This window comes from Novosphingobium sp. FW305-C-30-35, from assembly GCF_058783135.1.
Genome location: NZ_JBYSYJ010000001.1, coordinates 2,917,405 through 2,930,998 on the forward strand (window position 1 = coordinate 2,917,405; position 13,594 = coordinate 2,930,998).

Consider the following 13,594-nt stretch of genomic DNA (forward strand, 5'->3'; position numbering starts at 1 on the left):
GTGGAAATCTCCGTCGGATCAGGACTGTGCGGGCTGAGGCATGGCCGCGACGAAGGCCTTCCAGTCGAGCGGAAGCGTGTCGGGCAGGCCGTAGCGGTTCTTGGCGAGGAAGGCCGGACGCTCGGCGGTGTGCAGGACGCGCTCACCGGAGCCGAGTGCTCGGGCAACCTTCTTGTTAAAGCCCACGTCCGCCTTCGTGATGGACATGCGGTAGTTGGCAAAAAGCACGACATCGCAGTGCTCCTGCAGCAGGGCCGCAGCGCGGGCCTGGAGCTTGATGACATAGCGGTCGTAGGGCTCGTGCTCCGGGCTATCGAAGCGCTTGATGTCGGTATGGGCGATCTGGACGATGGCCATGCCGCGGCGGTCACGCAGGGCATTCAGCCGGTCGAGATATTCGCGCCAGACAGTCAGCGCCTCGGCATAGCCCTTGCCGAATCCGGGCGCTTCGATCGAAGCCCAGCCGTTGCGGCGGCAGGTCTCTGCCCAGACCAGCGGTTCCAGCCAGTCCACGCTGTCGATGACCACCGTGTGATAGGGGTGATCTTCGCTCAGCAGGGCGTCGAGCGCCTCAACGACATCCGCATAGCTCGTCGCCAGCGGAAAGTGCGGCACCTTGAGCATGCCAAGGCCGTCTTCCGTCATGATGACGACCGGGGCATCAGCGCCCGCAGCGAAGGTGGTCTTCCCGACGCCGTGCACGCCGTGCATCAGGATACGGGGCGGGCGCAGCGTGCTCGACGTCTGCAGGGAGGCAAGCGAGATAGCCATCAGTTCGCCCCCTCTTGAGCCATGGCATCAGCCTCGGGCTCGCTGGAGTAAACGGCCAACAGCGGGGTGCCGTCGGCGTGGGTGCCGGCTTCTTCAATGTGATACCGGCGCTGAACCTCGAAGATTTCCGGCAACTCCCAGCGACGGTAGAGGCCGGGGATCCGCTTCAAAGGCTCAGTCGGGATGGCAGTGGTATGGCTCATCAACTGGGACTTTCTGTTTGGGCAAAGACGCTCGGTGCGTCCGAAGTTGAAAAGCCAACGGCGCGCACCGAACGGGACAACGAGGTCAGGATTTTTGTTCTGCATGGTCACGCAGGCGCTTGAGGGCGCGCTGGAACCGCTTGCGTGCCGCCGGTTCTGACAGACCCAGCTGCTGACCGGCCTCGGCCTGGGTGTACCCGTCGATGACCACGCGAAGGACAAGGTCTGCGTCCACGCCGATCAGACGGGTCAGTTCGGCAAGCAGCTTTCCGGGTTCCAGCTCCGGGTCCGCTACCTCGAAAACGCCCCCGTGTAGATCGGTGTCGAACTCGTCCTGGACGGCTTGGCGGCCAGTTTCGCGTTTGTGCACTCGCAGCACGTCGCGTTCGACGTTCTGGAGGATTGTGGCCGCGATCCAGTTAACGCAATCGAGATCAAGTTCGCGGATCGCGGCCGTCGCGCGAGCCAGGATTTCAGACGCGATTTCGTCGGTCTGTCCGAGGCGGCGAGCCCGTGACCGACGAAAAACGCCGTCAAGTCCGGGCCACAGCGCAAGCAGCATCAGCGTGAGAGCACAGTCCCCGGCGCGGTCATTGGCCTTGGCGCCCTGGATCAGATCGCCGAGGAGCAGGTTCTTCTGATCGGGCGAGCTATCGCCACGATGCAGGTGGTCCAGCAATGCCGCCGGGTCCGCAAAACGGGTCAATCCGCGGTGGCGGTTGCACACCGTGGCGAAGCCGCGCTGGAAGTTGAGGGTGGAAGACGATTGAACGAGGTGTTGGTGAAATTCGTGCCACGACGAGGGCATTTGACGCCAGCCTGACGGCCGGGCGTCGAGCGCCTCCTACTGGCCAGATCAGGGCGTCAAGCGCCTCTCGTTTCGGGGATGTTCGGGTAAGTCTGTCGCTAAGCTAGCAAGCGGACTTCTTGTTCAGGGTGCCGCAGCCGTGGCAATTCGCGGTAACCGGGAACCCAACCAGATACTCGCGGTGCTTCTGGACCCGGATGTGCAGTTGGCTGCCTTTGGCAACGCCAAGCAGCTTTCCGCACTGGGTGCAGCGCCATTCCGGGAGAGAAGCACCCGACGTAGTGCGGGGCATACCATTATCGTTCACGCCATTCAGCTGAGGGGCGGAAATACTCGTGTGCGTCATTGTTCGGGGGTCCACTGTTTGTTGAAGCGGGCCCATCATCAATTTTGCGGTGCGAGTAGGAAAGCAGTGTGCGCGGAACACCGCGCAGCGTCTGTGGGATCGCGCACAACCTCGGATGGAGCATGAACAGTCTAGCGAGCAGCTCGGAAACTGTACGGTCTCCGCCGGAGACCGTAATCAAGGCCTAAAGCGGATGCCAAGCTCTTTTGCCTTCGCTCGAATCCAGTCCGCTACGGTTCGGTGTCCCCGTTCGATATTTTGACTTTCCAGCCAATCCACGTAATAATCTGCGGCCTTTTCGGCGCTTAGAAAACGCGTCTTATCCGCTGCCATTTCACGCTCAAAATCGTTCAGAACAGAATTTTTAACCTGCCGATTTTCACCATGGCGTAGGTCGTTTTTCGCCGAAAGTTCATCTCTGCGCTGTTGCTTCTGCTCATTTAAGATCTCAGCGCGAATTTTGTCGATTTCCTCCTGCGGGATTTTTGCGGTCTCCTGCCTCGCCTTTTCGATACGCTTCTCGTAGCGCTCTTCCACCCTTGAGATTTCCCGCAGTCGCTCAGCGTAACAAACTGAATCCAGGGCATCCATGATGGTTGAAGCCATCGATTTTATATCACTCGTGCTGAGTTCAGATTTATCGCGCTGGACAGACTTCATTGTCTTTATGTCGAAGGTAAACTTCATCTTGCGAACGTATTCATCAAGGCGCTCCAGCGCACGCGCCGCAAATAGCTCGTACTCCTTGGGGTCGGTAGCATCGATATTTGTAGGGTCGAAAAAACTCTCAACACCCTCTTGGAGTGCTTCCAGCTCACTCACGCTATCACGATCGCGAATGTCGTAGTGCTCGCTGGCCTCATCTCTAAGTGACTCGACTTGCCCATCGCAGTCAAAGACAAGAAGGCTGACACGACCGTCGGCAATTATTTGATCCTTCAACGCTTCTTTTTCGGAATCATAATACCACTCGACAATTTGATCTGCATAGCTGGATAGCTCAGATATATCTTCTTTATTTCTACCTCGAAGGATATTTCGCGCACGCCAAGCAATATCATTGGCTTCGCTAAACGGATGATAAGGAAAACGCTCCCCTAGAGGATCCGTGTACTTGAAGTTGTTTGCCATAGCTCCCCCTGGAATGATTCGTCTCGTCAACGTTCTAGCGCCCTCGGAACAACGTCAACCAGGCTCAAGATTTCGGTCTACTCAAGCGGCATTCTCTGAGGCGCCTCAGCGACCCTGTCCCGTTCCGCAGTGCCAACTGGCTTTTCCGTCTCAGCACCATCGTTCGGCTCAGCCGGGCGAGAGACGGAGACCTACAAGTGAAACGCCCCAATCCGCTGCCCCCCTGCGAAATGACGCCCGCTCAGCGTCGGACCGAGCTGTGCGCTATCCTCGGGCTTGGCCTCGCCCGCCTGCACCTTCAGGATGGCACCCAACTATCTGACAAAAAGGGAGACTTTCCGCTACACTTCGCGCCGGAACAGAGCGGTAGTGCACCTCCAACTCAGTGGAGCAACGCACAATGAAACCCGATCCCGTACTTGCCCGCCTGGCTGCCATGAAGGCGGCTCCGGTCGCCGAGCTGAAGAAGCAGTGGCGCGAGCTGTTCGGCGAGGAACCGCCGGCCTTTAACCGGCGCTACCTCGAAAGCCGACTGGCCTACCGCATCCAGGAACTCGCCTACGGCGGCCTGAAGGTTGAAACGGTCAGGCGCCTGCAACAGATGGGGGAACAGCTCGACGGCGGCAACATAACCACCCGCCGCGTGCGGGCTGACCTGAAGCCGATCGTCGGGACCCGCCTGATCCGGGAGTGGCAGGGTGTCGAGCACACCGTGACCGTCACCCAGGACGGTTTCGAATGGCAGGGACGCCCCTACCAGTCACTGTCAGCAATCGCCCGCGCCATCACCGGCTCGCGCTGGAACGGCTGGATATTCTTCGGCCTCAAGGACCATCGGAGGGCCGCATGAACACGCCTATTACGCGCAAGCTGCGCTGCGCGGTCTACACGCGCAAATCATCGGAAGAAGGGCTGGAGCAGGAGTTCAACTCGCTGCATGCCCAGCGCGAGGCCTGTGAGGCCTACATCACCAGCCAGCGCGCCGAAGGGTGGGTGCTGGTCCGCGACCAGTATGACGACGGCGGGATTTCCGGCGGCACCCTTGATCGTCCGGGACTGAAGCGCCTGCTTTCGGACATCGAGGACGGGCTAGTCGACGTGGTGGTGGTCTACAAGATCGACCGCCTTTCGCGATCCCTGATGGACTTTGCCAAGCTGGTCGAGGTGTTCGACCGAAACGATGTGACGTTCGTGTCGGTGACGCAGGCGTTCAATACGACGACCAGCATGGGCCGGCTGACCCTCAATGTCCTTCTGTCCTTCGCCCAGTTCGAGCGCGAGGTGACCGCTGAACGCATCCGTGACAAGTTCGCAGCTTCCCGGGCCAAAGGGATCTGGATGGGCGGCGTCCCCCCGCTGGGTTATGATGTTCAGGCGCGAAAGCTGGTGGTGAATGAAACGGCCGCTGCCAATGTCCGCTACATTTTCCAGCGGTTCCGCGATGTCGGCTCGGCCACACTTCTGCTGCGGGAATTGCGGGAGCAAGGTATCACGACCCGGCAAGGCAAGACGATTACCAAGGGCTACTTGTATCGCCTGCTCGCCAACAAGGCCTACATCGGCGAGGCCGTTCACAAGGGTAACAGTTATCCCGGCGAACATGACGCGATCATTGATCAGGAGCTCTGGGATGCTGTGCGCGCCATCACGAAGGAAAGCCCTCGGACCCGGGCAAACCGTTCGCGCGCCAATACGCCTGCGCTGCTGAAGGGGCTGCTCTGGGGTTCGGACGGCGGGGCGTTTTCACCGACCCACTCCTGCAAGAACGGCAAGCTCTACCGCTACTACGTCAGCCAGACGCTGCTCCGCCACGGAGCAGGCTCCACCACGGTCGGACGCGTGCCTGCCGCCGAAATCGAAGGCGCGGTCGTCAACCAGCTGCGGGCCGTGTTCCGGCAGCCGGAAATCATCATCGGCGCATGGAAGGAGGCCGTCAAACACGCCCCCGCAATGACCCAAGATCAAGCGCGGGATGCACTGATCAATCTGGACCCCATGTGGGATGAACTGTTCCCGGCCGAGCAGGCCCGGATCGTGCAGCTCTTGGTCGACCGGGTCATTGTTGGCAGCGCCGGACTGGAACTGAAGCTGAGGGTTGACGGGCTCGATGCGCTGGCCCGCGAACTGCAGGTGCTTGAACTGGAGGAGGCAGCGTGAGCAAGGTCGTGACGATTCCCCAGACAGTGTCGATCCACATTCCGTTCCAGATCACCAAACGCGGCGGCCGCAAGGAGATGGTTCTGCCAGCGGGTGCCCAGCTTCAGCCCCCCCGCACAGACAACACCGTGGTCAAGGCGCTGGCACGAGCTTTTCGCTGGAAGCGCTTGCTGGAAACCGGGGCCTACACATCGGTGTCCGACCTCGCCGAGAAGGAAAAGGGTCGTGTCCCACGGGGTGGTGTAGGAACCGTCGATCCGCAGTAGGATCAGGTTCGGGTCAGGCAGCCAGAGCTGGCAGGCTGACAATGGGGTTATGGCTCACCGAGCCGAGGGTTTCCAGCGTCATGTAACGGCGTGACACCGCCCACTCATCATTCTGTTCCAGCATGAGTGCTCCGACGAGGCGGACGACGGCGGCGTCATTCGGAAAGATGCCGATGACATCGGCCCTTCGCTTGATCTCCTTGTTCACCCTTTCCAGCGGGTTGGTCGACGCGATCTGCGCCCAGTGCTCCTTCGGGAAGGTCATGTAGGCAAGCACGTCCTCGCGCGATCCGGCCATCATGTCGGCCAGCTTCGGGAACTTCTCGCGCAGGGCATCGGCGACCTGTTCCCATTGCTGGTGAGCCGCTTCAGCCGTTTCCTGCGCAAAGATCGTCTTGATCATGGCGATGACTGCCGGTCGCTGCTTAGGCGCGGCATGTGCCAGCGCATTGCGCATCCAGTGGACCCGGCAGCGTTGCTGGCTCGCGGCGAACACCTTGCTGGCGGCGGCGCGCAACCCCTTGTGGTCGTCCGCGATGACCAGCTTTACCCCGCGAAGTCCCCGGTCGGCGAGCGAGCGCAGGAAGGCTTTCCAGAAGGGTTCCGCTTCTGAAGGGCCGGTGGCAACGCCCAGAACCTCGCGCCGACCATCGGTGTTGACGCCGACGGCGATTATCGCCGCCGTCGAGACGATCCGCCCGCCCTCGCGGACCTTGAGGTAGGTGGCGTCGATCCACAGGTAGGGCCACTCGCCCTCGATCGGCCGCTGCAGGAAGGCGTTCACCCGTTCGTCGATCTCGGCCACCAGACGGCTCACCTGGCTCTTCGAGACGCCGCTGGCGCCCATCGCCTTGACCAGATCGTCGACCGAGCGAGTCGAGACACCGTGGACGTAGGCTTCCTGGATCACCGCCGCCAACGCCTTCTCAGCCGTGCGGCGTGGCTCAAGGAAGCTCGGGAAGTAACTGCCCTTCCTGAGCTTGGGGATCGCCAGCTCGATCCGGCCGGCCCGAGTGTCCCAGCCCCGTTCGCGATAGCCGTTGCGGTGGTTGAGCCGCGCCGGGCTGCGACTGCCCGCAGCCGCACCCGTTCTGGCCTCAATCTCCAGATCCATCATGCGCTCGGCGGCAAATGCCAGCATATCGCGCACCAAATCGCTGTCTGCCCCTTGCTCAATCAGCTCAACAAGGGCCATTCTGTCGTCGGTCATCGTCTTCTTCTCCAGGTTCGAGTTCGCATCCGAACCCTACCAGAAGATCGACGGTGGCCACCCTCTCAGAGAAACCTTCCTACACCACCCCGTGGGACACGACCAGGAAAAGATCGGCCTGAGCTATCTGACCCGGGTCCTGCGCATGACGCTGCTGGCCCCTGACATCGTCGATGCCATTCTCGACGGCCGGCAGGGGGACGGGATCGATCTTGCCACGCTGGCCGCGCCTTTCCCCAACGAATGGGCGGCGCAGCGGCGACATTTTGGCCTCGACGCCTGATGGGGCGGTGGCGGCTCGACGGAGCCGTCGTTGCTGAGCGGTGAGGTATACAACTGCTACCGGCAAAAGCAGACGCTCCGAACCAGCCCGACAACCGCGCTGCTGGACTATGCGACGCTGGCGCTGATATCTGGCGCATGGCGGCCGGACACCCTCCCTTCGGGAACACCACGATTGTCTCGGACCATTCACAGTTGCGGCGGCGCCGGAAAATCGCGAAATCTCAATACGGGTCGCGCGCAATCGCTTCCTCGATCATTTGATCCATTTCGGACTCGGCCTCTTCGAGCTTGTCGAGCACGCCCTCGAAGAACATCGATAGATCGTCGATCGCCGTGAGCAGTGCGTCGAGATCGACGCTGCCGATCCGCTCAAACTGCTGTTGCTCCGCCCTGTCGAGCGCGTAGCGGAACGCATCCGCACGGGCATCGAGTTCGACCAGCTCATTGATCGCCGAGTGCTGGTCTGCCGTCGCCTCAAACCTGAAATTATCAAGCACCTTACCGACTTCATTCCAAAGCGCCGCGAGATCGTGACCGAATTTCTTGTCAGCGAAGTCGATCGCGAACGCGCCGCCGGCTGCAAGGATATCCTTGAGTGCCAGCTCGACATAATGGCGGAAGAGATACAGTACCGGCATCGCCGACGCGTTGGCGCCATCACGTTTGCGCAGAGCCGATGCTGTATCGCGTGCCGTATCGAGATAGCCGACACGATAGTAGGATCGCGCGCCTCGACCCGAGATCAACGGTGCGACGCGAGGGTCGCGTCCGAACGGCGATCTTTCGAAATCAACGATCTTCGGCATGGCAAATGTTCCTTGTTCTTGCATGTGGTAGGAGGACAACAATTCGAGCGCCAGCGGATCATCCCCGGCAACGCCGAGTGAGACGATAACAGGAAAGGACTTCGGGGCCGGAGCGGCGCCGGCGGTGGAGCGATGAGGAGCAGCTGCGGATACTGACCGAGGCGTTTTCGCCCGGCGCCTGCTTTGTCGAGGTTTGCCGGCGGCTCGATATCTCCTCGGGATTGATCTACACTTGGCGGCGCAAGCTCGCCGTCAAAACGGAGTTCAAAGATTCTGGAAGAGGTAAGTTTTTGGGCTTACCGCATGCTACTTAAATTCAGGTTGATCTGCAGGTAACACGTGATTGAATGGCTGGTCGTTGCTGGAATTGCGGCTCTCTTTGGCAACAGGAAGGAAGAACCTCGATACACCAGCAGCACTCCCAGCCGGAGCCCCACGACGCTCAGCCGTAAGGGCGTCGACGAAGAACTCATCGATTGGCGCGCCCTCTGGGAGAACCAGATCGACAACACCCGCTGGATCCCGGAAAGCACCGCGCTCCGTATCGTCGAGCAGTTCCCGCTACCGGATCGCTTCGGGGAATCTCCGCGTGGCTACTGGAGAAACAAGCGCCTGACAGACTTGAAGAAGGAGTTCGCCGCTCACAACGTCGCCTTCCTCGCCCAGCAGAAGGAAAGGCAGCGGGACTTCTTCGCTACCGTTGAGAAAAACCCGCTTACCGAAGAGCAGATGGAAGGCTGCATCTGCATGGATGATGCCCTCTTGATCGTGGCAGCGGCCGGATCGGGCAAGACCTCGACCATGGTGGCCAAGGCCGGTTACGTCCTGAAGGAGGAACTGGCCAAGCCCGATCAGATCCTGATGCTGGCCTTCAACCGGGATGCGGCAAACGAGTTGGACGCACGCGTCAAAGACCGCCTCCACGACCTGCCCGGCCACGAGCAGATCACGGCCCGAACCTTCAGCGCGTTCGGCCTTTCGGTCATCGGACAAGCAACCGGCATCAAACCGTCCCTCGCACCCTGGGTCGAAGATGGACGCGCAGCCGCCAAAGTCCGCGAGATCATCGACACCTTGCGCGATCGGGAACCCAAGTTCCGTTCAGACTGGGACTTCTTCCGCGCCATTTACGGACGCACCTTTTCGTCCGGCAGCCAAGGCGAGGCCGCCCTTGCTCAACCCCGCTTTCCCACAGCCGACGGGAAGCTTGTGAAAAGCGAGCAGGAATGCTGCATCTGCAACTACCTCTTCCATCACGGCGTGAACTACCTCTACGAGCCACGCTACGAGCACAGGACGGCCACCGCCCAGCATCGCCAATATAAGCCCGATTTCTACTACCCCGAGGCAGGGCTCTATCACGAGCACTTCGCCCTGGATGACGATGATGAGGCCCCTGAAGCGTTCGAGGGTTACAAGGATGGAGTGGAGTGGAAAAGAAACCTCCATGCGGAAAAACGCACGCCGTTCTTCGAAACGACCTCCGGCGAATTCCAGAACGGTCGGCTTTTCGACAAGCTGAAGGCAGAGCTCGAACGCCGTGGCCTCACCCTCGAGTTCAACATGAACCGCGAGGTCAAAGGTCCGCCTCCGGTCAGTATGGAGCAGCTTGCCTCGACCTTCCGGACCTTCCAGCAGCATGTGAAGGCGAACGGCCTGACCATGGCTCAGCTACGCTCGATCGGTGAAACCAGCGCGTGGAAATCGGACCGCACCAATCGGTTCCTCGATCTATACGAACGTATCTCGAACGAATGGGAGCGCGAACTCCGGGAAGCAGAATGCATCGATTTCGACGACATGCTCCTCGAAGCCATAAATCATATCGAAAGCGGTCGATATGAAAGTCCGTTCACCGTTATCCTTGCGGACGAGTTCCAAGACAGCTCCCGTGCCCGCGTCCGGCTGCTGAAAGCCCTCCACGCCAAAGCACCGGGACAGGCACATGTCTGCGTGGTCGGTGACGATTGGCAGGGGATCAACCGATTTGCGGGTGCCGACATCTCGGCCATGACCAATTTCGAACAGACCTTCGATCATTCGACCCGGCTCATGCTCGCCACGACTTTCCGGTGCCCGGAATCCATTTGTGTGGCATCGAGCGCCTTCGTCCAGGCCAACCCGCGCCAGATCGCAAAGACCGTCCAGACGACGAACGATTACGCCAAGAAGGCCTTGTTCGCCTTTGCGGAAGACAGCCAGGATGCTGCTACGGACAAGCTGGAGCAACAGCTGCAGCTCATGTTCGAATATGCCGAAAGCGGATCCCTCGCGCCCGACACCGTTGGCAGGACCATGAGCGTCATGCTGCTCGGCCGATACCATCGGGATAAGCCGTCACGGCTCAAGCAGTGGCAGAACCGCTTCGGCCGGCACCTCGACATTACGTTCAGGACGATCCACGGCTCGAAAGGACTCGAGGCTGACTACGTAATGATCCTCAACGCCGCGGAAGACTTCCTCGGATTCCCGAGCCAGGTTGAGGACGAACCCATTCTCCAGCTTGCCATGCCTGAGCCCGATCCTTTCCCGCACGCTGAAGAAAGGCGTCTTTTCTACGTCGCGTTAACTCGGGCCAAGCGCCAGGTCCGCATCTTCACGACAATCACGGCACCGTCCCGCTTCATCGTCGAACTGGTCAAGGCTGGCCATGTCGAACTCGAGTATAACGGCGCCCGCCTTACCCCCTGCCCCAAGTGCTCCAACGGCCTGCTAAGGGTGCACAACGGGCGTAACGGTGCCTTCGAAGTCTGTAGCGGCGCACCGTACTGCACCTACAAACGCAACCTCAGCGACGAGGAAGCCAGTTCCATCAAGCCTTCCCGGAGCAAGGCCGGATCAACCAAACTTACCCAGCCGATGGCAGCAGGAGACACTTGCCCCAAGTGCGTGACAGGCAAGATGGCCGTCCGGAAGGGCAGCTACGGCTCATTCCTTGGCTGCTCCAATTATCCAAAATGCAAAACCATCGCGGATATCGGGTGATCCGGCTCTGATAAACGCCGATGGAATTTAATGTGATAGAGTGAAGCCAGCGAGATTGTGCCTCGAGGCTTCACCTCTTCCTACGTCGATCAGGGTTTTTCCGCGTTGTCGACCCAAACATTCCAGGGGCTGGAATTCCAGCTCGTCCAGATTGTTGTTTCGCTCAAAGGCCCTCAAGGATCTGCACTTTCAGCAGGCAACCGTTCAGATGGCGATTGCCCAGCTTGAACGGCTGAGGACGCGGTCACCCTGGGTAACGCCGTGGCCGTGGATCACGATCATGGCCCTGGCGCTGATCGTTGCCCAAGCTTTCGGTGATGCGGCAGTTGGAGCCGGGACGGATTTTGAGGTAAATCTCGGTTCTGACCCCAAAAGGGATCGCCAAAATATCTGCATAGTTTCAATGCGATGAAGCTCTACACTGAAACCGGTGTAGTCGAGAGCTTTGGAGAATATCGGCCGAGAGAGAGCATGCCAGGGGCATATCAGGCCTAGCCCGGTGGAGAGCCCTTGGTCTATAACCATTGAAACACACGGGATTTTTCGCGCTCAACCTAAGGAATAGAACGATTCCAATAGGTTAAATGGCGGAGCGGGAGGGATTCGAACCCTCGATACGCTTTTGACGTATACTCACTTTCCAGGCGAGCGCCTTCGACCACTCGGCCACCGCTCCGCATTGCTCTGGAAGGCGCCCACTAGCCGCACAAGATCGCTTTCGCAAGGCGTGGCTTCCTGCAATGATGAAGTTATGTCGCTTCTTCTTGCATTGGCCGCCGTTGCGGCTTCGCCTGTGTCTGCCAAGCCTGCCGCCGCGCTGTCGCCGGGGGAGGTTGTGGCTGCTTCACCAGCCGCTGACTGGCAGGCGATTCCGGCGGACAACCTGCTGGTCATGGACCTCGCACCCGATTCCATCGGTAGACCCCGTCGCGTGGTGATCCAGCTGATGCCCGAGCCCTTCTCGCAAGGCTGGGTGGGCAACGTGCGCAAGCTGGCGGCGGCGCATTGGTGGGACGGTCTCACCGTCTACCGCGTGCAGGACAACTGGGTGTCGCAATGGGGCGATGCCGAGGGCGAGGACAAGACCAAGGCCAAGCCTCTGCCCGCAGGTATCGAGCAGGTGCCGCAGGCGCGCTATGTCGTGCGGCCTGAAGGGCCTGAGCGCAGCGCCACCCACGAAGAACTGGATACGTGGCTGGCGACGATCGAGGGCACGCATGCGGCGTGGCATGTGCTGGCGCGGAAGGGGTCGAAGGTCAAGGATTCCGATCCTTACGCCGACGAGACCTTCTTCTATCGCGGCTGGCCGGTGGCGGCATCGCAAGCGGGACCGAGCGCGTGGCCGGTGCACTGCTATGGCAGCATTGGCGTTGCGCGCGACATGCCGCCCGATACCGGGACCGGGGCCGAGCTATATGTCGCCATCGGGCATGCGCCGCGCCAGCTGGATCGCAACCTGGCGGTGGTCGGGCGGGTGATCGAGGGAATGCAGTTCTTGTCCTCGCTGCCGCGCGGGCCTGCGCCGATGGGCGTCTATGCCGATCCGGCAGAGCGCACCCCGATTGTCTCGGTCCGTCCGGCGAGCGAGGTGGCGGACCTGCCGGTTTACGAGTTCCTGTCAACCGAAAGCGCATCGTTCCGCAGCTATGCCGAGGCGAGCGCCAACCATCGCGAGCCGTTCTACGTGCAGCCAGCCGGCGGGGTGGACATCTGCAATCTCAAGGTGCCGGTGCGTCGCCGCAAATGAACGACGAAGTCTACAGCCTGGCTACGACGTTGTGGCGCTGGGCGGGCGGCGCAAATGGCGGCGACTGGTTCTTTGCCACCATCGACGGCCCGGTGGGTGAGGCGCTTTCGGGGACCGCAGTGATGCACAGGCTGGAAAGCGGGCGGCGTTCGGGGTGGGGGTCGGTCAAGGTCGTGGCAAAGGTTGGCCAGACCGAGTGGCGAACCTCGGCATTTCCCTCGAAGGCGCTAGGATGGATGGTGCCGATCAAGTCAGCGGTGCGCAAGGCTGAGGGATTGGTCGAGGGCGAGCCCTTTACCCTTTGGCTCATCTTCTAGGGAAGGCCGCCTGTCTGTCGCAGGGCCTCCGCCACGGCGATCGAGGCGGAGGTCGCGAGGTTCATCGAGCGGACCTCTGGCCGCATCGGGATGCGCACCCGGGCGTCGGCGATGTCCGAAATCTCTGCAGGGACGCCAGCGCTTTCCTTGCCGAACAGCAGGATATCGCTGGGCGCGAAGGTGAAGTCGTAGATCGAGGCGCTGCTCTTGGTTGTGAAGAGTACTAGACGGCCGGGTCCAGCCGCCTCGCGGAAGAACGCGAAGCTGGGGTGCCGGATCACGCGCACGTGGTCGATATAGTCCATTGCGGCGCGGCGTACACGCTTGTCCTCCCACTGAAAGCCCAGCGGCTCGATCAGGTGGATCTCCACGCCGAGGCAGGCGCCGGTCCGCATGACGGCGCCGACGTTTCCAGCGATTTCGGGTTCGAACAGGGCAATGCGCATGGCGGCTGATTGGCGGTGGTGCGGGGCAAAGGCAAGACCCATGCGAAGGCCTTGTCGCGAGGATGCAACCGGGCGTTGCCTCAGGCGTTGTACGCACAAGATCGACAAGGCAGGAG

At 60.8% G+C, this 13,594-nt stretch carries 14 protein-coding genes, 1 tRNA gene and 1 pseudogene; 8 read left to right on the top strand and 8 right to left on the bottom strand.

What is annotated here, in order from left to right:
• Positions 1–18: 18 nt before the first annotated feature.
• The 4 genes from AC3WLM_RS14445 to AC3WLM_RS14460 all read right to left on the bottom strand — a co-directional run bounded on the left by AC3WLM_RS14445 (position 19) and on the right by AC3WLM_RS14460 (position 3,259).
• Positions 19–771, bottom strand: coding sequence for an ATP-binding protein (locus AC3WLM_RS14445; protein ID WP_492477732.1), 753 nt, complete (start codon positions 769–771; stop codon positions 19–21).
• Positions 771–1,085 (bottom strand): hypothetical protein, encoded by a 315-nt coding sequence (locus AC3WLM_RS14450; RefSeq protein WP_492477733.1) that lies wholly within the window; start codon positions 1,083–1,085, stop codon positions 771–773. Before AC3WLM_RS14450 ends, AC3WLM_RS14445 begins: the two co-directional genes overlap by 1 nt.
• Positions 1,060–1,680, bottom strand: a complete 621-nt coding sequence (locus tag AC3WLM_RS14455; protein WP_492477734.1) for an RNA polymerase sigma factor — start codon at positions 1,678–1,680, stop codon at positions 1,060–1,062. The genes AC3WLM_RS14450 and AC3WLM_RS14455 overlap by 26 nt, the downstream gene beginning before the upstream one ends.
• 625 nt (positions 1,681–2,305) lie before the next feature.
• The gene (locus AC3WLM_RS14460; RefSeq protein ID WP_492477735.1) at positions 2,306–3,259 is read right to left on the bottom strand and encodes a hypothetical protein; all 954 of its coding nucleotides are present in this window, start codon (positions 3,257–3,259) and stop codon (positions 2,306–2,308) included.
• 400 nt (positions 3,260–3,659) lie between these two features.
• Between AC3WLM_RS14460 and AC3WLM_RS14465 the strand changes: the two genes are divergently transcribed.
• Genes AC3WLM_RS14465 through AC3WLM_RS14475 form a run of 3 tightly spaced genes read left to right on the top strand, consistent with a single transcriptional unit; the run spans position 3,660 to position 5,682 of the window.
• On the top strand, positions 3,660–4,109 hold the full coding sequence (locus AC3WLM_RS14465; protein ID WP_492477736.1) for a DUF2924 domain-containing protein: 450 nt from the start codon (positions 3,660–3,662) through the stop codon (positions 4,107–4,109).
• A complete protein-coding gene (locus tag AC3WLM_RS14470) occupies positions 4,106–5,416 on the top strand; it encodes a recombinase family protein (protein ID WP_492477737.1) in 1,311 nt (436 codons plus the stop codon). The genes AC3WLM_RS14465 and AC3WLM_RS14470 overlap by 4 nt, the downstream gene beginning before the upstream one ends.
• Positions 5,413–5,682, top strand: a complete 270-nt coding sequence (locus tag AC3WLM_RS14475; protein WP_492477738.1) for a hypothetical protein — start codon at positions 5,413–5,415, stop codon at positions 5,680–5,682. Before AC3WLM_RS14470 ends, AC3WLM_RS14475 begins: the two co-directional genes overlap by 4 nt.
• Positions 5,683–5,695: 13 nt before the next feature.
• Here the strand turns inward: AC3WLM_RS14475 and AC3WLM_RS14480 are convergent, their stop codons facing one another.
• On the bottom strand, positions 5,696–6,892 hold the full coding sequence (locus tag AC3WLM_RS14480; protein ID WP_004207098.1) for an IS256 family transposase: 1,197 nt from the start codon (positions 6,890–6,892) through the stop codon (positions 5,696–5,698).
• A gap of 91 nt (positions 6,893–6,983) precedes the next feature.
• On the opposite strand from AC3WLM_RS14480, the gene AC3WLM_RS14485 reads away from it, so the two are divergent.
• Positions 6,984–7,175 (top strand): hypothetical protein, encoded by a 192-nt coding sequence (locus AC3WLM_RS14485; protein WP_492477739.1) that lies wholly within the window; start codon positions 6,984–6,986, stop codon positions 7,173–7,175.
• A 223-nt stretch (positions 7,176–7,398) separates the two neighbouring features.
• On the opposite strand, the gene AC3WLM_RS14490 is transcribed toward AC3WLM_RS14485, so the two are convergent.
• Complete coding sequence (locus AC3WLM_RS14490) at positions 7,399–7,983, bottom strand: hypothetical protein (RefSeq protein WP_492477740.1); 585 nt, start codon at positions 7,981–7,983, stop codon at positions 7,399–7,401.
• 122 nt (positions 7,984–8,105) lie between these two features.
• Between AC3WLM_RS14490 and AC3WLM_RS14495 the strand changes: the two are divergent.
• Together AC3WLM_RS14495 and AC3WLM_RS14500 are read left to right on the top strand one after the other, a co-directional pair.
• Positions 8,106–8,297: pseudogene (locus AC3WLM_RS14495) on the top strand (transposase); the annotation flags it as partial.
• A gap of 25 nt (positions 8,298–8,322) precedes the next feature.
• Positions 8,323–10,968, top strand: a complete 2,646-nt coding sequence (locus tag AC3WLM_RS14500) for a UvrD-helicase domain-containing protein (RefSeq protein WP_492477741.1) — start codon at positions 8,323–8,325, stop codon at positions 10,966–10,968.
• A 585-nt stretch (positions 10,969–11,553) separates the two neighbouring features.
• Here AC3WLM_RS14500 and AC3WLM_RS14505 read toward each other — a convergent pair.
• Positions 11,554–11,644: transfer RNA gene (locus tag AC3WLM_RS14505), tRNA-Ser, on the bottom strand.
• Positions 11,645–11,719: 75 nt separating this feature from the next.
• Between AC3WLM_RS14505 and AC3WLM_RS14510 the strand changes: the two genes are divergently transcribed.
• Both AC3WLM_RS14510 and AC3WLM_RS14515 read left to right on the top strand, forming a co-directional pair.
• Positions 11,720–12,715 (top strand): peptidylprolyl isomerase, encoded by a 996-nt coding sequence (locus AC3WLM_RS14510; protein ID WP_492477742.1) that lies wholly within the window; start codon positions 11,720–11,722, stop codon positions 12,713–12,715.
• The gene (locus AC3WLM_RS14515; protein WP_492477743.1) at positions 12,712–13,032 is read left to right on the top strand and encodes a DUF1905 domain-containing protein; all 321 of its coding nucleotides are present in this window, start codon (positions 12,712–12,714) and stop codon (positions 13,030–13,032) included. The genes AC3WLM_RS14510 and AC3WLM_RS14515 overlap by 4 nt, the downstream gene beginning before the upstream one ends.
• On the opposite strand, the gene AC3WLM_RS14520 is transcribed toward AC3WLM_RS14515, so the two are convergent.
• A complete protein-coding gene (locus tag AC3WLM_RS14520; RefSeq protein WP_039334991.1) occupies positions 13,029–13,478 on the bottom strand; it encodes a tRNA (cytidine(34)-2'-O)-methyltransferase in 450 nt (149 codons plus the stop codon). The genes AC3WLM_RS14515 and AC3WLM_RS14520 overlap by 4 nt on opposite strands.
• Positions 13,479–13,594 lie beyond the last annotated feature (116 nt).